We start from the raw sequence: 21,597 nt of genomic DNA, 5'->3' as shown, positions 1-21,597 counted from the left end.
TAAGACTTCAAAAATATTACTTAATCGCTGTCCAGACTCTATTGGATACGTATGAGGTCTTATAAGTATGCGATGGCTGCTAAAGCCTAGGTTAAGTCATTGTATTTTACTCGTCAGCCAAATAAATAATAATCGTTCTCAACTAATGATTGATAACAATTATCATTCATGTTAATTTTTGTTCCGAAATTTTGCTGCTGTGTAACAAGGAATAAAGCAGCAACAAGGATCTCGTACAGCACATTGGTTATTATGGAATTTTCTTATGTACAACTCTCCCTTTAGAAAAGCCTTCAAATTACATCCATTAACATTTTCTATCGCCTTGACCATCCCATCTATTGTATTTGCAGAGCCCGTCAATGAAACAACCACCTTGGCGACAATTAAAGTACAAGCACAACAACAAAATCCTGCCATAACAGAGGGATCTGAAAGCTATACGGCGAAAAGTACCAGCACGGCAACAAAACTAAATTTATCGCTGCGTGATACGCCACAATCAGTCAAGGTCTTTAGCCGAGAGTATCTGGATGATCGTAATATCAATTCTTTTCAGGCATTAACCAATAATATTACAGGCGTTTCAACTTCCCGTACTGATGAACGCCAGTCTGTATTCGCACGTGGTTTTCAGGTGGATTATTATCTAATTGATGGGATGCCGAGTACGACCAATTTAGGCACAGGCGACCTCGATCTCGATATTTATGACCGGATTGAAGTGGTCAAAGGCTCGAGTGGACTGATGACAGGAGCAGGTAATCCTGCAATGGCATTAAATATGGTGCGCAAACATGCTAATGCCAAAGAATTGACAGGTAACCTCAGTACCTCACTTGGTTCGTGGAATCAGTGGAGTAGCACGGCCGATGTTTCTGCACCGCTTAATGCAGACGGTTCATTACGTGGCCGTGTGTTTGTCAAACATTCTGATGAAAAATCTTTTATGGATTTTTATGAGAAAGAACGCAACGTATTTTATGGTGCTGTTGATTATGACCTCAGTGATACAACCAGCATGTCATTGGGGGCAACCTATCAGGAATTAAATCGTGATGGAATTCGTTGGGGGGGCACACCTGCATTTTATAACGATGGAACACGCACCAATTTTTCAAGAAGCCTTACCGTCACGGCGCCTTGGACGCATTGGGATGTGAATACCACCGCTGTATTTGCTAATTTAAAACAGAATTTGTTCAATGATGTTAATTTCAATATCGCCTATACCTTCCGGAAAGAAGATACCGATTCTTTATTGTTATATACCGGCGGAAAAGTTGATAAAGCCACCAATACCAGTCCATTAAAAAATGCAGATGGTAAAACCGACAATGTTTCAGTGTACGGGGCAGAAGCGACCAATGAAGAGAACAATATCGATGTTTTTATCAATGCGCCGTTCGAGGTATTTAACCGCCCGCAAGAGATCATCATTGGAGGTTCCTGGAATAAAAATGAAAAAACCAAAGACATTTTTGGCGGATCGAATGCAAAAAGTGAAATTGAAAAATATTTAGGTGGGCCGCTTGATTATAACAATATGGCACAAGCGCTACTTCGACCTGTTATTCTGGATGGCAAAAATGCATTGAATGAAACGACGCAAACAGCAGCTTATGTCGCAGGTAAATTCCAAATCCTTGATCCCTTAAAAATTATTGCTGGCGCCCGTTTATCGAACTGGGAATATAAATCTGAAAATGGTGTGGGCAATCGCGAGTTTAATAACGAGTTTACGCCGTATATTGGCGCAATCTACGATTTCGCACGTGATCACTCTGTCTATGCGAGCTATACCGAAATTTTTAAACCTCAAAACCGTAAAGACGTCAATGATCAGTATCTAGATCCAAGTTATGGTAAGAACTACGAAATCGGGGTTAAAAGTGAATGGTTTGATGGACGCTTAAACACGGCATTATCAATATTCCAGATTGAGCAAGCTAACTTTGCAGAAGCAATACCAGGAGAATTTGTGATTCGTAATGGTGTACGTACAAACGAGCAGGCTTATCGTGGGGTAGATGGTGTTGAAAGCAAAGGCTTTGAGTTTGAAGCAGATGGAGAAATCAATGACAATTGGGGAGTTAACTTCGGCATTGCTAACTTCGAAGCCAAAGATGCCAAAGGAGTAAAGGTCAATACTACCAACTCTCGGACTACGTCTAACCTGTTTTTAAAATATAAGTTAGATCAATGGAGTGCAGGCTTAGGCCTAAATTATAAGAGTAAATATTATACTGGAACCGGTAGCACACGTATTGAGCAAGATGCCTATGTGCTTGCGAGTGCCATGCTCGGCTATCAGGTCGATAAAAATATTAAACTTCAATTGAATGTCGATAACCTATTTGATGAGAAGTACTATGATGGTATTGGTGCCAATACCATGAACTGGGCAGCACCTCGCAGTGCCACCGTCAGCGTACGTTATAACTTCTAACTCTTCAAATCATTGCATTTTTAAAGCCCTCAATAGAGGGCTTTTTCATGTCACTCAGTTAAATTTAGCTTTGCAATGACTTCATTCTACTTCGACTTTTTCTCTTTCCTGCATTGATTTTGTGTAAATGCTATCTGTCCGAAATTTTATCATTTGTTAAAAAATCTAAATATAGTAAAGGAGGGTTAACGGGAACCCTTTTAAATAACTCAAGGAAAAGAAATGAAAATATTAAAAATAGTCGGCGGGAATCTACTCGCCTTCGCAGTTATTGCGGGAACACAGACAGTACATGCAGAATTTAAGCGGTTTTCTGTATCAGCGGGTTGGTTGCATGTCATGCCTCAAGGTAAGGCAAATCCTTTTAATATCAATACTGCAGTTGCGAATGGAACGAGGGCTAAAGTAGGCGCGATTTCTACCACGGCTTTTATGAAATCCATAGATCCAAATGCCACACTGACAACCGGGGAAAATGCCAAGGAAATTCTGGATATGGTGTTTAGCCATCCTGTCGATCAGGACGGTAACCCTCAACCCTCTATAGGCCAGATATTAGGCCTGGTGGATGAAAATGATATGGTTTCACCTGATATTACCGGTACAGCCACGATAAACGGATTAGGACGGTGGGAAGCACAAGGAACCGGACTTGAGGCTGAAGATGTAGATACTTTGGGACTCATGTTTAATTACTATATTAACGACAATGTGTCCTTACAGTTAATTGGCGGTATACCTCCCAAAGTCGATATTAAGGGCAAGGGAGAAATTAATGCGCCGCTATCCGGTTTTGCAAATCCTGAAGGATTGGCCGCTGGCGTGATCGGCGATAAGTTAGATCTATTACAGGATATTCCAATCACTAATCTTGGCAATAAATCTAAAGCTGCTTCAGTACGTGCCTGGACGCCTGCATTAGAAGCTCAGTATCAATTCGGCAAATCAGGTGTAAATAAATTACGGCCATATATTGGTGCTGGAATCATGTATTCACGCTTCACGGATATAAAGCTGAATCATCAAATTCACGGCGATTTAATTGCTGCTGGACATATGATCCAGAATGTTCTGGATGGTCAAGCCGGTGCGGCTCTAGATGGAAAAATTTCTAGTGCAAATCCTTATGTCAAAGTAAAAACTACCGATGCGATTGCACCTATTGTTAGCTTGGGAGCGACCTATGATTTTAATTCAAACTGGTATGCAGTCGGTTCTGTATCTTATGCCAAGTTAAATAATAGGGCGAATATTGATGTAATCGATAAAAATACTGGGAAAAAATTGATTCACGCCTCAACCAAAGTAGATATTGATCCCTTGATTACATTTTTAGGTGTGGGATATCGTTTTTAAATTGCCATTTTGAAATTGACTCGCATCAGTTGCGAGTCAACGTGACATGACCGTTTCCATCGTCTCTTGATCATCTTAGCGAAATAGGCAGCCTGATATTTAAAGCTGGATCTGCCCAAACTATATTTTTATAGTGCAATTTGAGTTCGCTATAGAGAGTATTCAGTTATCAAACTTGCTAAATAACTTTACCAAGCTGTACTAGCGGGCAAGAATTCATTCTGGACATACTGAAAGAAAATATCTGGTGACCGGGAAATTACCACAATATGAAGATCAAGATGAATTAGAGCGTCTAGCAGTAGAACAGGAGACTTCACCGCTATAGAGGTAACGGTTTATGGCCAATCATGATAAAAAAATTCTGTTTAATATTCTGACCCAGCATCAGGCCTATTTATATCGTGCCGCTTCACGCTCTGTGAATGAGCTGCTTGGCATCTTTAATGATGAAACGATGGATATGCTGAGCAGATTAAATGGTCTACTCGATGAATTAAATGCTGTTGAAAAGACTGCTCTTGCGGGTGGTCAGTACACCACCGCAAATCTACGTGCGATCCAGAAACTGATTCAGCAATGGTTTAATTCAATTGATATTGCTATACCTGAAAGGTTTACCGTATCAGCCATTTCATTTGCCGGCTATGAAGCCAACTATATGGCCAAACTTCTCGGTCACGCCAAGAAGACCGATAAAGGCGAACAGCTTTATATAGACGCAAAACATATACCTTTGGCAGGCGGTGCGCTGGTAGATGAACTTTTATCTAAAATTGCTGAAACTGCGCGTCAGAGAGTGGAATATGCAATTCGGGATGGCATGAATACCGGCATGAGCAATTATCAGATCATTAAACGGCTTCGTGGAACCAAACGCTTGAAATATGAGGACGGGCTTTTAAATAGTAGCAGAAAGGATATTGAACGTACGGTAAGAACTATACGTAGTCATGTCTCCAATCAGGCTTATTTAAACAGTTTTAAAGAACTGGATATTCAATATATCCGCTTCATCAGTGTACTGGATGGACGAACTTCAAAACTGTGTGCCGCCCTAGATGGTTCAGTCTGGAAAATTAATGATCCAGCAAAACGTATCCCGCCATTACATCCGAATTGTCGGAGTACGTTGGTGCCGGTTGATAAAGATGGGCAACTTATAGGCCAACGTCCTTATGTGATGGATGAGCGTAAACTGAAGGATATTCCTAAACACGAACGCGAGCAGTTGACTGGCCAGTTAGATGCAAATATCACGTTCAAGGAGTTTTTTAACAAAACAGATGACTTCTTTCAAAAAGAATGGCTTGGCCCGAAACGTTATAAGCTCTACAAAGAGGGTAAGTTTGATTTTGATAAATTCTTTGATCCTGAAGGCGAGCTGTATAGCTTGGAGCAATTAAGACTTCTGGATGAACAGACCTTTAAAGTGTTGGGAATTTAAAGCAAATTAAGGTGTTTAAAATGTCAAAAGTATCAGTCGTGGAATGTAAGAAACGCAAGCAAGCGCTGGAAAAGGCGCTCACGGTTCAGATTGCAGAATTGGTCAATCAGTTTGAAACTGAGACCGGAGTAAATATTCAAGATATTTACCTGAATTTTACCGATGTGTCTGAGATCGACCGTCCAGATAAATATGTTTTTACCAGTGTCACGGTCAGAACGCAGGAATCTGACTAAGCTGATTGATCAGATTCAAAGGGCTTTTATCAATCTGGTTAGCTGAAAAAACGTCATAATGCTGTTTATTCACTTATTTTAACGAGTCTGAATCTAACTGCGGCTTAAAAAATAAAGCAGCTAATGCACAGACACTAAGTACCAGTCCCAATTGTTGCACCAGACCTGCAAGGCCAAGCATGCTACCCAACAGTAAATAATAAGTCAGTCCAAATAAGGCGCCTGCTTTACCAGCATGTTCTCGATAATGTCGTAGTGCCTGACTCAAAATATTTGGGATAGCAATGCCATAGGCAACAACAATGCCTGCAACAGGGATTAAAATCCATGCTGTTGTCTGTAAAGCCCAGGCAATAAGGCTAGCGAGCAACGCCAGCTTACAGGCCTGAACAACCAGTGTTTCTGGTCTAATCTGGGAGGCAAGCAGTTTTCGATTAATGAAACTACCCATCAGAGCAGAGATTGCCAGTAATAATCCCGTCCATCCAAATGTCTCAGAACTCCAGCCAAGATTTTTAAATAGGAATGGCGCCAGGCTGTAGTAGCTGAAAATCATTGTATTGAGTAGAGCAACCAACATGGCATTTCGCCATAGTGAGGAATCATGAAACATTTTTACAGCTAATGTTCCTATCCGAATATGGGGTGAATGAACAGGAAGGGTTTCAGGGAGCAAAGTAGCACTGAGAATCAGCAAAAACAGGGCGAATAAGGATAAGGCGATAAATATCCCCATATGGCCCCAATGGCTCACCAGCCATCCTCCACTAACCAGACCAAACACAGGACTGAGGGCCAGTGCTGCGCCCATCAGTGAAAATACACGGGCTAATTTTACCGATTCATAACTATCCCGAAGCATGGTTTGAACGACCACAGATCCTGCTGCCGCGCCAACGGCGGAAAGCATACGGGCAATTAATAATATCCTGAATTCTGTTGTTATGACTGCGAACAAGGTTCCGGCCGCGTAGCAGATCAGTCCTAACAACATGGCAGGGCGTCTACCAATTTTATCGTTGGCCCAGCCCCATACTGCGACACCTATTGCAAAAGCGATGAAATAAACAGAAAGGGTCTGCGCCGCTTGTTCATGACTGACAGCAAATGAACTGGAAATGTGCGGCAGTGCAGGACTGTATATAGTTTCAACCAGTTGCGGAAACATAATCAGCAGGGTTAATAACCATAAGGGCGGACGTGCTGAAACCTTCATGCCGTATCTCATCTCTAGAAGTATTGAATGGGCATTATTGTTGAAACCGAGATGTCTGATTACAATAATAACGACTAGATATATTTATTATTGGACAAGTTGTGAAAATTGCAGCGGATGCTCTTTTTGATCCGGATATTTTTTCTGATCCCGTCATTGGGATTGCCTCTGATATGGGGGTACATGATTCCGGTCGGCATAGTCACCGTCGTCATCAGTTACTTTTTTCGGCGGCCGGCAGTATCACCATAGAATTAGATCAAACGCTGTGTTTGCTTCCACCACGCCGTGCAGCCTGGATTCCTGCCGGCACAACGCATCGCGCAATCATGCGTGGGGTGATGGCGTATCGCTCATTGTATTTTTCACCGACAGAGACCTTCGCTCAATTGCCATTGCAGATCGTTGAGGTCAATCCTTTATTTTTTGAAGTTATCGAAAGGATGGCATTTTGGCCCTGGGGCATGAAGGCAGAACAACAAACCAGTCTAATCACGGTTTTTAGTGAAGAAATACAGGCGGCAAAAACTGAAAACTGGCAATTACGCTATCCTTTAGATGGGCGACTTGACTTATGGCTGGACAGTGTTCGTATGGGCGAGTTACCGCCACGGTTGAGCCAAGTTGCGCAAAGGGTCGGTGCATGTGAACGTACGATTAGCCGAATATTTATCCGGGACACAGGTATGAATTACCAAAGCTGGAGACAGCAGTGGCGATTATTGAAAGCCATGGAGATGCTGTCGGAAGGGCTACCAATAAGTCAGATTGCCCAGCAGCTGGATTTTATCAGTGATAGTGCATTTATCGTTTTTTTTCGGCAGCATACCGGGACAACTCCAAGCCGATACCTGAATAAAATCTATTGAGAGAAAACGAGCAAACTAATCACGACTGGAACAGGTTTTATCGCGAGGATTTTCACAATAGCGTGTAGGTTCTATTTGATGCGTTCTGAGCAGGAGAAAAGTAGTCATTGTTAAGTACAGTTTTTATATCAGGATTTCTCATATAAAAAATGAAATATCAATAGTTTAATCTCAAATCTTGTTGGTTGAGGTGGTATAATATTTTTCCACAAAGGAGCCTTAAATGCCCATCATCACCCTACAAGATATTGATTCAGGAGAGATGATCAAAATTAGGCAAGTTGTCGATCCTAAAGTCGGGATGGACATAAATTGTCAAGTTAAAATTATCCCAGTCTATAAATGGTTGTATCTGGAAAACGGTGACCTACTACCAGATAAGCTGCAAGACAAGTTGAAAAAACCCATAGTTAACCAGATGATAGATGAGCGCTATCTCATCTATAAGATAGACAATCAACCCTAGACCGCTGCAAGGCGGTTTTTTATTGTCTAAAGGAAAGAGCTGAGCATTAAAGAATTTATAAAAAGCCCTACACATCAAAACTAATATGAATATACGATTTTTCTTGTGAAGTTTCACTTAACCATCAATAAAATTGATAGTTCCTAACTTTTTCTTTCATCCGTATGACCTTATCCTAACCAAAACTAAGCATAAAATTATTGATGTTCTCAATTAATTTTACAGAATTAAAAGAAAGGTACATTACTTCAGAAATGTGCCTTTTTTGTTTTTTACGCGCTTAGTGTTTTGGTCTTTTATTTTTGTATGCGACGTAGAGATGACTTCAACCTATGTGTTGAATATCAAAACTTAGCTAAATGTTGGTAACTTAAAATGAATAAAATGCATGTCACTTTTTCCGTCATTATTGGTTTAATTGTTGGTGGTATTCTTGGCGCTATTGGCTACTCTAAAACTGCTGCGCGTTATGATGTAATGACTACTGCATGTGTAATGGTTAATCAGGCAGTTGAACATCAAATTTTAACTACTGAACAGGTGAAACAGTTAGGTGAATTGACTGGTCAGAGCTTAAAGAAAGATTATGCATCGGTTGCATCGAAATTTAAATTCTCTGAAAAGAATTTAGCGAATGCATCAGAAGGTTCAAACTGTAGTCAGTTTATAGTTGGTGTGAATTCAGCGAAGTAAGAAATGAGAAGCCCACGAGATGTGGGCTTTTTATCTTAATGGTTTATTGCTGGTCATTAATAATTTGTTGCATTGACTCAGTTTTTTCCTTCTGATCAGGACGTTTATACTCTTTGGAGATTTTTACTGCTTTGCAGCATGTCCAGCGATCAAACTTATCTAAGCAGTTGCAAGCATCAAACAGATAAGCTTTACGGGAAATCGTTTATTCTAAATCAGCCAGTTGTAAGGTTTGTACTGCTATTCCGTGCAGATTAGATAAATATTAAACACCCTGTAAGAGCTACTCCAGACCATGAAAAATTTAAAATTAAAACATTACTTGGCGCTTACTCTCGCTCTTTCAGGCATTTTTGCGATCTGCTTTGAATCCTTTACAAAAGGCTTTGTCACCTATGTACCCTATGGCGGTGGTGAATTTGTTTATTTGAGAGAAATGCAAGGCTCAAATGAAGACGAAAGCCTACTGTTGTGGTTCTTCGGGATCATAAGCATTTTTCTTGGCAGCATAATCTATCTTCTGAAGAATACTACCTATGTTCTGAGAATGGGTTTCTTTGCATATGTATCCTTGTTTCTATGTGCACTCATGTCAGATAGCGATCCTCTGAATCAACTTATTATAAATATGGTCAAGTTTGATCATAATATTTACCTGATCTTGTGGTGCCTTTCAGTTGCTCTCTACACAGGTATTTTTCTTAAACTATTTATTCAAAAAGGTAATTTAAGCGACCAATAAATATATCAAATCATTAGTTAGGTCACAGTTTTTTATTAAAAATGACTACATGTCATCATTTTTTTGATTAGTCGTAAAGTATATTAATATGTAAATAAATATTTAAAAAATAAATAATAATAGTGGGTGGATTAATTTATTATGACTAAACAATTAATCATTAGGTATACAAAAACTTTAAACCTTTCTAAGAAAATATTTAGTTAATCATCAAAGGCTTGTGTTAGGAAATAATAAAACTGTACTTTTAATATATTTTTTAAATAATAAAGAATTAAATAACCCAATCTTATTTCATTGAAAATTCAAGAATAAATTTATGCATGATGACTTGAGAAGAACTATATTTCATCTTAATTAAAATATAGGAAAAACAAATATTTAAATTTATTGTTTTTTTGATGTAAGTAATTGGTTAATTTGGGTGAAAACAGTATTGTTATAGCAATTTTAAATGAAAAGTAGTGCTTTAATAAAAGTTATTTATGTATTATGCCAAAAATAGGGTAAAAAAATAAGCTCTAAAAGAGCAGTCAAATTAAAACGATTGTAATGTTAAGGGTTAGTTTTTTCACATCTATTCATTCCAACAATTTAATGTAAAAAGGTTTAAACCATGAAAAAGACTTTTTATTATTTATCAGCAATTGCTGTTGGGTTATTTTCTCTCAATACAGCAAATGCCGCTACAGCAACGGGTACATTGACTGTTAGAGCGACAGTAACCAATAGCTGTGTTTTAAATACCTCAGCCACAGGTACCACTTCAAATGCAGTCTTAGACTTTGGCACATTAAGTTCACTTGCGGGCAATGTAGACGCAGACACTACAACCACAGGCGGTACCCCGATCAGAGTCCTTTGCAATAACACCGTACCTTGGACCTTGTCATTTGATGGTGGACAGAATGTTTTATCAACCCAACGTCGTATGATCGGTGGAGCAACCACGACCGAATATATTCCTTATAACCTTTTCTCGGACACGGGTCGCGCAACAGCAATCGGTATTGCCACAACTGCCTACAGTGGTACAGGGACGGGTAATGTTCAAACTGTTAACGTCTATGGCCGTATTCCAGCCGGCACCACTTTACCAAGCGCTGGAAGTTATTTAGACACAGTAACAGTGACTGTAACTTATTAATGTTTATAAACAAGAACTACTGTTAGCCCTTTGAAAGGGCTAATGCTTTAAAAGATTTATTTGAGTAAGTCATGAAAAAAAACATCATTATTATTACAAGTTTATTCTTATCTCTATCTAGCACTTTGAATGCAGCTACAATCCGAATTTCACCTGTGAATGTAGAATTATTGAGTAATCAAAATGCTTCTTCGATCAGTCTGTTTAACCAGTCGAATGAAAGTACTGATTTGCAGATTCGGGTGTTTAAATGGATACAAAACAATGGACAAGATGAGTTAATTCCGACCGATGAGATTGCGATTAGCCCGCCTTTTTTAAAATTAAAAGCGAATGATTCTTATAACTTGCGTGTAGTCAGAATTAATCCGGCAGCGATTTCTGGTGAAAAAACCTATCGTATTATTATTGATGAGTTACCCAAGCCAATGGATAGCCGTAAAACCGCGCAAGGCCTAAATGTATTACTTCGCTCTTCATTACCCGTTTTCGTGGTAGATAAAGACGCGATTACTCAACTGAATTGGAAAATAGATCCTGATCAGAAGACGCCGTCTTTAAAGATGAGCAATATTGGAAATCGACATGCGCTTTTAAATGATTTAACGCTTGTTGATACGACCGCAGGAAAAAGTTATCCCATAAAAGTAAACACCGTGAATGGTTATATTCTTGGACAGCAGAGCCGAAGTTACCCGATTGATAATTTTACATATCAGCCAACTCATAAATACAATGTATCTCTGACAATAAATGGTAAGAAAACAACAATTTAAGAGGCTTATATGAAATACATTATAGGTGTCTTATGTGTTGCATATCTTCCTGCATATTGTTTTGCTGAGCAACTTCAAGATCATACCAATACCGCAACCCCTCATGTGCCAGATGCGATTAATCGCAATAACCAGTTTGCGCAGGCAAAGGATGCCGGACCGGAACAAGATCTTAACTTTACTCAGCTTTTTTTAAATATTTCCATGAATACCAATGCGTCTGAAGACTTGGTTGCGGTGAAACAATCTAAGCAGGGCAAGTTGTATATCCGTGCCCGAGACTTAAAAGCATTAAGACTGAAAATAGATGCACAGACGCCTGAAAACCAATGGATATGTATTAATGATCTACAAGGCATCCAGTTTCAATACCAAGAGAATGAGCAGGCTCTAAAGTTAAAGGTTCCTTCGAGCATGTTGACAGGCTATGCAGTGGACCTCAATGGCCAGCAGATCACCAGTCCGGATTTTCTCAAGATGAAACCCTTAAACGCGGCTATTCTCAACTATAGCCTGTATAACAGCATCATCAATGACGAAAATACCTTTTCCGGGTCCGTTGAGGGCATTTTTAACAGTGCGCTCGGTAATTTTTCTTCAGGCGCTTTATATAATGGCAGCAATGACAATAATGATCGCCATGAAAAATGGGTACGTCTGGAAACAAAGTGGCAATATGTCGATCCTGAAAAAATCAGGCTATATACCCTGGGCGACTTTATTTCCAATAGTCCTGACTGGGGCAGTAGTGTACGTCTTGCCGGTTTCCAGTGGTCCAGCGCCTATACCCAGCGCGGCGATATAGTGACCTCGGCATTGCCGCAGTTCTCCGGTTCGGCCGCACTGCCTTCGACACTTGATTTATACGTCAACCAGCAAAAGATTTATTCAGGACTGGTGCCTTCAGGGCCATTTGACATTAAACAGCTTCCGTTTATTTCCGGGAATGAAGTTACGCTGGTGACTACCGATGCAACCGGACAGCAAAGTATTACCAAAAAACCTTACTATTTTTCCTCCAAGATTCTGGCAAAAGACATTAATGAGTTTTCAGTAGATGTCGGGCTTCCACGTTATAACTATGGGCTAAAATCAAACCAATATGATGATGCTACCTTTGCATCCGGTGCGATCCGATACGGTTACAGCAATTCACTGACATTGAGCGGTGGTGTGGAAGCTTCGACAGACGGTCTTTCGAATCTCGGCACAGGATTTGCCAAGAATATTTGGGGTATTGCAGTGATTAATGCGGATATCGCAGCAAGCCAGTATAAAGATGAAAATGGCTATTCGGCCTTGCTTGGCCTAGAAGGGCGAATTAGTAAGAATATTTCATTTAGCAGCAGTTACCGCAAAGTATTTGATAATTATTTTGACCTTGCCCGTGTCTCTCAAGTCAGATATTTAAAAGATAACCAGATCAATGCCGAATCACAAAACTATCTGAGCTATAGCGCACTGGCAGATGAAATTTTCAGGGCAGGGATTAACTATAACTTTTATGCAGGCTATGGCGCTTATCTCGGGTATAACCAGATCAAATACAGCGATAATTCCTACAAATTGCTGTCTGCCAATTTAAGCGGAAGTATTAACAAAAACTGGGGGTTTTATACCTCTGCCTATAAAGACTATGAAAATAACAAAGACTATGGCATTTACTTTGCGCTGCGCTATACCCCGTCTAGCAAACTCAATGCAATCACGAGTGTGTCGAGTGACAGCGGCCGCTTGAATTATCGCCAGGAAATATTTGGTTTGTCAGAACCGCAAATCGGTTCATTTGGATGGGGCGGTTATGTGGAACGAGATCAGGATGCCAAAGAAAACAATGCTTCGCTCTATGCTTCTTACCGCGCTCGCGCAGCCTACCTGACCGGACGTTATAATCGCTCTGGAGATAACGACCAGGTGGCACTTTCAGCAACGGGTTCACTGGTTGCAGCAGCGGGACGCATCTTTGCAGCCAATGAAATTGGCGAAGGTTATGCAGTGGTAACCAATGCCGGACCGCAAAGCCAGATTCTAAATGGTGGGGTTAATTTAGGTTTTACCGATAAGGCCGGTCGGTTCCTCATTCCTAGCCTCATGCCATATCAAGAGAATCACATTTATTTAGATCCGTCCTATCTTCCTTTAAATTGGAGCGTTAAAGCGACGGACCAAAAAACCGTAGTCGGCTATCGCCAAGGAACCTTGGTTGACTTTGGTGCGCATCAGGTTATTTCCGGATTAGTCAGACTTGTGGATCAAAACAACAAACCGTTATTGCCGGGCTATTCGGTTCGAATTAATGGACAACAACAGGGCGTAGTGGGTTATGACGGTGAAGTATTTATTCAAAATCTATTAAAGCAAAACAAACTTGAAGTTGATCTTCTGGATCATGGCTCGTGCCAAGTTGACTTCAGCTATAACAGCAATCAGTACTCAACTCAGAAATTGGGACCTTATATATGTCGATAAGAATTTTTAATAAGACTCAAATAGAGAGCGACAATAAATTTCCATGGTTTTTGAAATATCTCCTCGGTATTTGCTTGTTTTATCTGTTTTACGCATTTTTTAGTCCAGCCCATGCTGCCTGTACGGTAACTGGAACTACCAACAGTACTTTTACCTATACCGCAGCAAATATTAATAGTGATGCTACCGTAAACCTATCAGGAACAATTACTTGTACGACTCTGGGAATTCCCCAGACTTCTGCCTATATGTGCATGAAAACCGTTTTTACCGGAACAACCAATAGTCTTAATAATGTTTCACTCCCTTATACCGTAGCCGCTACAGTAGGTGGAGCAGGGTCTACCACCGCTAACCAAACCTCTAATGTCTGGTATGGGCCAGTAAGAACCGTGGCTTCAAACAATATCATTAATTACTCAGTGAACGTGAAAGTGCCTGCCCGAACAGGATCGCTTGTCGCCTATCCTCAAGGAACATATACGGCTACAGTTCGGCTCTATTGGGATATGGATGCATTGGGCTTAGTGTGCGGTGATTTAATCGGGGGCTGGGATTCAGGCGATACACTGCTTACAGCTAACTTCGTGGTTCCAAGTCTGTGTCAATTAAACTCAACTTCAAATGTTGATTTTGGCAATATTAACGATATAGGTGTGACAAAAAGAGACTACATAACTCAAGGAGCTGTGAATACCACGTGTAATTATGGAACGCCCTATAGTATTTATTTAGGCGATGGTAATAATCGTATAAGTGGTGGATTTAGGCGCATGAGCAACGGTAATAATGGATTTATTCCGTATCAGCTCTATAAAGATTCTAGTTATAGTACGGTATGGGATGCTACAGGTGGTGTCACCAATGTTGGGGGTGCAGGAGGCGTCTCAAAAACTGGTACAGGGAGCGCGCAAAGTACTCCTGTTTATGGAAAAATTCCGCAAGGTACCAGCATTGCAAGCACTCCAGGGAATTACTCAGATAGTGTGGTGGTTACGGTCACGTATTAAGCCATTTCAAAAAATTCAAAACTCAAACTCGTTTCTATAAAGACCGCTTATTGAAGCGGTTTTTTAAGGTCTTGTACGCAGCTTTTCAGTCAATCTATTTTTGTGTCAGTTCGAAGATTAAACGTTCCAACTAAGTAGATTTTGCTACCAGAAGGCCTGTTGATATACATGTTATGGGTGCTGTATTGTTAATCCAGTATGTGCATAACTAAAAATTGCAATTAAAAAGCACGCGATGTTACTCAATCAAAATGAAAAGGTTTGCATATAATTGATAAATATGAAATATTGATCTCAGTCAAACTAAGCTTAAAAAGCAAGTTTCGTTTTCTTTCAGAACCCACAAAAACCTCTTGTGGGTATTTTTTTGGGACATGCTACTGATGAAATGGATTTCTTTATTCACTTTTTTGTTCATATCAAACACAAGTTTTGCTTATGAAATTACTGAGCATAGCGGCAAATGTTTTTTGCAAAATGATAAAAAAACGTTTTCCTGCTCAATTCAAAAAGGTAAAAGTTATGGGGGAAAGTTTGTATATATCGAATTTGATCAGAAAGAATATTTGATTGAGCAATCAACTTCTTGTGGAGGAGTATGTAAACCTTACTTAGGCACTACCCCAGAAGATGTATTGGTTGCAAAAAGCTATAAACACAATGACTGGAATTGTTACAAGCAGGAAAAAGGAAGTATGAATATCTGCTACAAGTTAGATAAATAATTCAATTTTTCAGTGTCATCTATAAAAGCTATTTAGAAATACTTATTTCAGAGAGTTAACTCATTCAAATCATATGGAACGAAATAGTGCAGTGAACCATACATTACTTAAACATGAATTATTAGAAAATTATAGGGCTACATAAGTGTAGGAGTAAAAATTTATGGTAGAAAATAAAAATGCTGTTCTACATATAAATTGCAAAAGATCAACTCCAAGCTTGATTTTGAGTGTTATTGCTTTACATTTATTTGAGTAAAAAATAGCGGCAAGTGGATAAAGCTTGTCGCTATTTTTCTGTTTCGGATACAGAAAAGACAAATAAAGAAACCTTAGTAATAAAAAATCAACATTTGTATAACAAGAGTTCTATGACAAAAACATTATTTTGATTTTGCCAATACTGATACTTGATAAGAACAGGCATAATTCGGTTGGTTTGATAGCGTAAGCCCTAGTGTGATCACTCAGGGCTTTTTTTATTGATTTGATGGTTTACCTCTGGTTAAGCAGCGTGGCATAAGCACGGGTAGAGCATTTGATTTCTCCTATATTCTTAGATGATTTAATTTATAACTTCACATTGCTGTGCCTTCTATTTTCGGGATGCACAGCTCATTCGATATCTACAAAAGTGCATGTCACTGTCTGTGTGCAATGTGTGAATTAAAGTCTTTAGGAGAATGTTTTTTATACAAGTACTAATATGTTGAATTGGTTTAAATTTTCTTTAGACATGCTTAATTTAAGTTTTAGTATCTATAAGTAAATATAACGAACTTTATTGTTAATTTCGTAAAATAAAAAATAAAAATTGTTTTTAAGTTTATGTTTTTTAAAATTATATCTATTTTAGATTTACATTAATAATATTGGATACAGATGTAGGATTCTTTATTGAATTTATATCATCTACTTTAAATGAGCTATTAACCCTTTACGAAGAATATTCAACGAGTGGTATAAATATGGCTGTTTAAAATTATGAACAAATGATCCTAATCTTGAATTTACAAGTAGGGATATAGAATGGAAATATGAAAAAGCTTCCCATAAGTGGAAATACTCATGAATTAAGTTAAAGGATATTGGTATGAAAGCTATTTTAACGAAGAAAATTATTAGCTGTATCGCAGTTAGTGGTGTTTTAAGTTTTAGTGCATTTGAGAGTATGGCAGCGAATCAACAAACTATAAATGATGAAAAGAATCACTCTAAAATATTAAATGAAAACCATGAAAATTTGACTGATAGTCAAATTTTTAAGATATTAAGTACAGCTAATAATGGTGAAATTAAGCAGGCGAAAACTGCATTGTCAAAGCTAAAAATGGATGAAGCTAAGAAATATGCTGAAATGATGATTAATGAACATTCAGCCAATGAAAAAAATGCACAAGCATTAGCAAGTCGTTTAAAGTTGAGTTCACAAGCCAGTAATCTTAGTAAATCATTGCAAAATGATAGTGATAAAATTGTCAGCAAGCTTAATCAAACAAAATCAGATACTGATAAAAATTATATCATGAGTCAAGTTGAAGGTCACCGTAGGGTTTTGACGATCATTGATAAGCAATTGATACCAAACACGAAAAGTTCTGAATTAAAAAATATGCTCGTACAAACACGTGAGGCCGTTGCGAAACATCTAAAAACGGCTGAAGATACATTTAAAAAGATGAAGTAATATACAGTCATAATATCTTTTAAAAATATTTTTAAAAAGTCTAGTATCAATTAACTAGGATTTTTTAAATTGCGTATACATAAAATCATTATTTTCAGCAGGGCAGTGTAAAGCTTAAATGTTATGGGTAATGTTTAATCTAGCGAAATATAATAATTGTGGGATGAAGAAAGATATAATTATAATGACTATTTGAAAAATAATTTTTATCGATGAGAAATAATTATTTTAATTAATAACATCTCCTTACTTAATAGGGACAGTTGTAAAACACAACTAACCCAAAGGTGAATTATACTAATAATCATCAAGCATATTTCAAAAGTTCTTTTAATATCCCAGCTCTTTTGAAAGACACTAGATTTTAAAATATAGGGAGTAAGAAAATGGTAAATACAAAACAAACAAATTTAGATGGTAATCATACGACTCAAAAAGAGCCATCTTCTAATGGTAATGTATCAAATAGCAAACCGTTACAAGATACTTCATCCACAATTGATAATGCTCGTCCAGATTTAAACTCTCCGCCGTCTAATAACAATCATGTACCCGATATGAATGAAGGGGGAGAGAATTTGGTGGCTACAGGTGCAGGAACCCTGGGAGGAGCGGCGGTAGGTGCTGCATTTGGTGTTGTTGGTGGCCCTCCAGGTGCTGTTGTTGGGGGGATTATTGGTGGTGTGGTAGGGGCAATAGCAGGTAATGACATAGCCCAAACAGATAATAAAAAAGATAATAGTGATTACTGGCAAGAAGATAATTATTGGCGAGAAAACTATAAAAAAATGCCATATTATACTGAAAGCAAGAATCTAGAATATGATCGTGATTATCGTGCGGCTTATCGTTTAGGTTATGAAAATCGCGTGCATAATAATGCAGAAATTAATTTTTCTGAGGTTGAATCTACATTGAAAACTAAATGGGAGCAAGTTAAAGGCAGTTCACGTTTACAGTGGGAGGAAGCCAAATTTGCTGTAAAAGATGGATGGGAGAAAATTACTCCTTAAGTCATTTAATACTTAGAAAGTCTCCTCTATGGGGGAGACTTTGCGCATATTACAACCTCCATTTTTATAACTACTATACTCAGCATTGTTGTTCTTTTACTAGGATGTACAGCTCACAATATCAACAATAATATTCTTCATGTTGGTATCAGTGTTAAAGCTATTTAGAAACATTTATTTCAGAGGGTTAACTGATTCAAATCATATAGAACGAAATAGTGCAGCGAAACATACATTACTTACACATAAATTATTAGAAAATTATAGGGCTAAATAAGTGTAGAACTATAAATTTATGGTAGAAAGTGAAAATGAGATTCTACATATAAATTGCAAAAGATAAACTCCAAGCTTGATCCTGAGTGTTATTGCTTTACATTTATTTGAGTAAAAAAATAGCGGTAAGTTGACAAAGCTTGCCGCTATTTTTCTGTTTTGGATACAGAAAAGACGAATAAAAAAACCTTTGTAATGAAAAATCAACACTAATGTAACAAGAGTTCTATGACAAAAACATTATTTTGGTTTTGCCAATCCTGATACTTGATAAGAACAGGCATAATTCGGATGGTTTGATAGCATAAGCCCTAGTGTGATCACCAAGGGCTTTTTTTATCGAAAAACATAGTCCCTTTGCCTTTTAAATACTTTTAGTACTGATATCTCCAGCAGAGATCCTGAAAACACTATTGGTTAATCTCTTTGCAAATTTTCTTAGTTATCCTTATTTTTTATCTCTTAAGATTAAGATTAAGCTATCTTTTTCAATCTTTTCTGCTGCTTTCCAACTTGGAAGAAGGGCCAAATGCTCAACATAGCTTTGAATATGCGGATAATGCTCACCTTGGCCCATATTATGGACTAAGCCATGAAGTCCGAATCCCATCATAAAGTCAGCTCCAGTTAAACGATCTCCTACTAAAAACTTTTTATTCTTTAGATAATCATTTAAAAAACCAAAGACTTTATCAAATTCAACTTGAGCATAGTCTTCTAGAAATGCCAATTTAGTCCCATGTTTCATTTCTATCGCATTAAACATTTTTAGGAGAAATGGGACCATGGCAGAACTTTCAGCGAAATGAATCCATTGTAGGTAATCTGTATAGGCAGTGTCATTTATATCTGGTGCTAGGTGTGGGGCGAGTTTTTGAATTAATAACTCTACTATAGCGCCCGATTCTGCAATGACTTTACCTTGCCATTCAATCACGGGAGATTTTCCTAAAGGATGGATATTTTTTAGTGATTCAGGGGCCAAATGAGTAGTTGAGTCTCGGTAGTAGCATTTCAACTGATAAGGTTCTTTAATTTCTTCAAGTAACCACAAAATTCGAAAAGAACGCGATTGGTTTAAGTGATGTAATGTAATCATGATACTTCCGGTTTTAAAAAAATTATAGGTAATTTCCACATGTTCTACAACTCTCAATATACACTTAAGTTTATTGCTTCAACTAATCAATTGCTTATAGGATTAAAGATAATAGAGAAATGTAATGAAAGATTGGGGTCGGCTTCTTGCAGCAGAGCGAGAACTCTTTTTGTATCACCTCATGCGCTAGCATATGCGAGCAATATTGAGGAACTAGTAATTCTATAGATGAATTGATCAACCAATTCGATATGTCTTTAAAGATTCAGCCCAGCTATGATGTTTACAGCGAGTACATTCCTGATCGATTACATTTAATATTTTAGTTTCACCACACTTCATACAAGAGTAAAAAGTATTTACTTTAAGAACATTGGCCTTGCAGTAATTATCAGGAAATAAGGGTAGGCCCCATTTCACCTCTCTATCTTCATAAAATAGCATGCTTAATGCACCATCTGTCTCGAGAAGAGCCGTTCTAATTTGACCTAAATGCTCAACATTTTGTTGTCGCATTTCTGAAAAGAACTCATCATGAGAATAACTTTGTTTAAGAAAGTCCTTATAAACAAGGAGACCGTCCTTGACTACACAAAGAGCTTTTCCTTCTAATAGATCCTCTATCTTTTTTTGTTTTACCATGCTCCAGGTGGTCAACCGGTAAAGAGATAGAATAATGATAAAAACGGTTACCGCATGGATGATTGGAATATCTTCAGTAAACATTGGATCGCCCGCAGCCGACCCTAAACATAAAATTATTGCAAGTTCAAAAATCGAAAGCTGTCGAATACCACGTTTACCAGACAATCTTAAAAAACTGATAATAACAAAGAACATAACCAGACAGCGGATTATGATTTCTAAAGTGAAGCTCCAGGTTGTATCACCAATAAAAATTTTAAAAAGATCCATCTTTTTTATTCCTATTCCAAAAAAACTTATCTAATCCATAAAATAAACAATTTTTAGTAACAAATGGTGGAGATGAGTATTAATTTATTTATTATGGTTGTAAAAGCATTAAAGAAGAGTTAACTAGTTGATTTAAAATAAAAAAATATAAATTTATATAATAGCGCTAAATATTATTTTACTTTTTTAAAGTCGACCTTTATACTTGGTTTTAAATGCACAATTTTTAAACATTAAAAAGTAGTTGTAATATTTTATTATTTTTTAGCCTACATTATATTTAACTCATCACACAATATAAAAATAATGTGATTTATATTTTTTATTACTTACATTAATACTATGGGAAAAACATACAACACTTAAACCGTTACATTTATTAATACTTGAAAAGTCATACTTTAATTTGAATAAGTTAAAACTTTAGGATAATAAGAATGGCACAATACCTACGCATAGCTGACAAGCTGTATAATTTTCTTGAGGAAAAACAATTTTTTACTTATGATTCTCAAGAACTAGTTAATTTAATTTTTAAGGGATTAAGAAAGGTTCTAAAAGATACAGAGCTCAAACTCCTAGTAAATTTTATTGATATGGAGCAAGGACTTATAAAAGCTCAGCAGAGAGAGTCTGAGTTTGATCTGAGTTTAATTCCTAATTACAAAAATAAAGGGGAATTTATACTTTGGTTGGCTGGATTTATAGAAAAAATGACAGAGGGTGGAGATAAGAAACTTCCTCCTTTATATAAAAATATACCTGAAGACTTTACGTTTACATTTAAAGGTAAAAGAAATTTACGACAAGTTGAGGATCATGAAATATTTGGCAAAAATAATATTAGCAATGCCTATAAGGAAATCGTTTCATATTTTGACAGTGCAGATTTCAAAAAAAATAATCTTTCTTAAAGATGACAAAATATTGAAATGTAAGAAATGGTTATCATACTCAGATTTTTTATGCATTCTTAACTTAGAGATAACATAACATTTGTTTAAAA

Annotated in this window: 19 protein-coding genes; 16 read left to right on the top strand and 3 right to left on the bottom strand. The window is 37.5% G+C overall.

The annotated features are described in order from the left end of the window. Nucleotides 1-265: 265 nt before the first annotated feature. From J699_RS16020 to J699_RS16035, 4 genes are all read left to right on the top strand, one after another. Nucleotides 266-2,449, top strand: coding sequence for a TonB-dependent siderophore receptor (locus J699_RS16020; RefSeq protein WP_032869532.1), 2,184 nt, complete (start codon nt 266-268; stop codon nt 2,447-2,449). Between the two features lie 222 nt (nt 2,450-2,671). Continuing rightward, a complete protein-coding gene (locus J699_RS16025; RefSeq protein ID WP_032869534.1) occupies nt 2,672-3,805 on the top strand; it encodes an OmpW/AlkL family protein in 1,134 nt (377 codons plus the stop codon). 340 nt (nt 3,806-4,145) lie between these two features. Then, nucleotides 4,146-5,252 carry a minor capsid protein gene (locus J699_RS16030; protein WP_032869536.1) on the top strand — a complete coding sequence of 369 codons (1,107 nt, stop codon included), beginning with the start codon at nt 4,146-4,148 and terminating at the stop codon, nt 5,250-5,252. Nucleotides 5,253-5,272: 20 nt separating this feature from the next. Next, on the top strand, nt 5,273-5,488 hold the full coding sequence (locus J699_RS16035) for a hypothetical protein (protein WP_032869537.1): 216 nt from the start codon (nt 5,273-5,275) through the stop codon (nt 5,486-5,488). A 73-nt stretch (nt 5,489-5,561) separates the two neighbouring features. Here J699_RS16035 and J699_RS16040 read toward each other — a convergent pair whose 3' ends face one another. Then, nucleotides 5,562-6,704, bottom strand: a complete 1,143-nt coding sequence (locus tag J699_RS16040) for a multidrug effflux MFS transporter (RefSeq protein ID WP_032869539.1) — start codon at nt 6,702-6,704, stop codon at nt 5,562-5,564. Nucleotides 6,705-6,805: 101 nt separating this feature from the next. Here J699_RS16040 and J699_RS16045 point away from each other — a divergent pair, with 101 nt between their 5' ends. The 11 genes from J699_RS16045 (at nt 6,806) to J699_RS16090 (ending at nt 18,301) form a co-directional block, all read left to right on the top strand. Then, complete coding sequence (locus J699_RS16045) at nt 6,806-7,573, top strand: AraC family transcriptional regulator (protein ID WP_032869541.1); 768 nt, start codon at nt 6,806-6,808, stop codon at nt 7,571-7,573. Nucleotides 7,574-7,796: 223 nt separating this feature from the next. Then, nucleotides 7,797-8,039, top strand: a complete 243-nt coding sequence (locus J699_RS16050; protein ID WP_005230642.1) for a hypothetical protein — start codon at nt 7,797-7,799, stop codon at nt 8,037-8,039. Between the two features lie 375 nt (nt 8,040-8,414). After that, nucleotides 8,415-8,732: a hypothetical protein gene (locus J699_RS16055; protein WP_032869543.1), complete on the top strand. Its 318-nt coding sequence runs from the start codon at nt 8,415-8,417 to the stop codon at nt 8,730-8,732. A 295-nt stretch (nt 8,733-9,027) separates the two neighbouring features. Next, complete coding sequence (locus tag J699_RS0218350; protein ID WP_032869545.1) at nt 9,028-9,474, top strand: hypothetical protein; 447 nt, start codon at nt 9,028-9,030, stop codon at nt 9,472-9,474. A 616-nt stretch (nt 9,475-10,090) separates the two neighbouring features. Beyond that, nucleotides 10,091-10,621, top strand: coding sequence for a spore coat U domain-containing protein (locus J699_RS16060; protein WP_005286003.1), 531 nt, complete (start codon nt 10,091-10,093; stop codon nt 10,619-10,621). Between the two features lie 71 nt (nt 10,622-10,692). Then, complete coding sequence (locus J699_RS16065; RefSeq protein ID WP_032869547.1) at nt 10,693-11,397, top strand: molecular chaperone; 705 nt, start codon at nt 10,693-10,695, stop codon at nt 11,395-11,397. Nucleotides 11,398-11,406: 9 nt separating this feature from the next. Beyond that, nucleotides 11,407-13,866: a fimbria/pilus outer membrane usher protein gene (locus tag J699_RS16070; protein ID WP_032882690.1), complete on the top strand. Its 2,460-nt coding sequence runs from the start codon at nt 11,407-11,409 to the stop codon at nt 13,864-13,866. Then, complete coding sequence (locus J699_RS16075) at nt 13,857-14,876, top strand: spore coat U domain-containing protein (RefSeq protein WP_032869551.1); 1,020 nt, start codon at nt 13,857-13,859, stop codon at nt 14,874-14,876. The genes J699_RS16070 and J699_RS16075 overlap by 10 nt, the downstream gene beginning before the upstream one ends. A gap of 383 nt (nt 14,877-15,259) precedes the next feature. Then, nucleotides 15,260-15,601: a hypothetical protein gene (locus J699_RS16080; protein ID WP_032869767.1), complete on the top strand. Its 342-nt coding sequence runs from the start codon at nt 15,260-15,262 to the stop codon at nt 15,599-15,601. A gap of 1,093 nt (nt 15,602-16,694) precedes the next feature. Beyond that, nucleotides 16,695-17,288, top strand: coding sequence for a DUF4142 domain-containing protein (locus J699_RS16085; RefSeq protein ID WP_032869553.1), 594 nt, complete (start codon nt 16,695-16,697; stop codon nt 17,286-17,288). A gap of 386 nt (nt 17,289-17,674) precedes the next feature. Beyond that, nucleotides 17,675-18,301 carry a glycine zipper gene (locus tag J699_RS16090; RefSeq protein ID WP_032869555.1) on the top strand — a complete coding sequence of 209 codons (627 nt, stop codon included), beginning with the start codon at nt 17,675-17,677 and terminating at the stop codon, nt 18,299-18,301. 724 nt (nt 18,302-19,025) lie between these two features. On the opposite strand, the gene J699_RS16095 is transcribed toward J699_RS16090, so the two are convergent. Both J699_RS16095 and J699_RS16100 read right to left on the bottom strand, forming a co-directional pair. Then, nucleotides 19,026-19,676 (bottom strand): glutathione S-transferase family protein, encoded by a 651-nt coding sequence (locus tag J699_RS16095; RefSeq protein ID WP_032869557.1) that lies wholly within the window; start codon nt 19,674-19,676, stop codon nt 19,026-19,028. 237 nt (nt 19,677-19,913) lie between these two features. Beyond that, the gene (locus J699_RS16100; RefSeq protein WP_032869559.1) at nt 19,914-20,591 is read right to left on the bottom strand and encodes a DUF421 domain-containing protein; all 678 of its coding nucleotides are present in this window, start codon (nt 20,589-20,591) and stop codon (nt 19,914-19,916) included. Between the two features lie 437 nt (nt 20,592-21,028). Here J699_RS16100 and J699_RS16105 point away from each other — a divergent pair, with 437 nt between their 5' ends. After that, on the top strand, nt 21,029-21,505 hold the full coding sequence (locus J699_RS16105) for a hypothetical protein (RefSeq protein WP_032869561.1): 477 nt from the start codon (nt 21,029-21,031) through the stop codon (nt 21,503-21,505). Nucleotides 21,506-21,597: the final 92 nt, after the last annotated feature.

It is taken from the genome of Acinetobacter sp. 1000160 (assembly GCF_000588715.1).
GTDB lineage: Bacteria > Pseudomonadota > Gammaproteobacteria > Pseudomonadales > Moraxellaceae > Acinetobacter > Acinetobacter courvalinii.
This window is presented reverse-complemented; position numbering and strand designations above follow the sequence as displayed.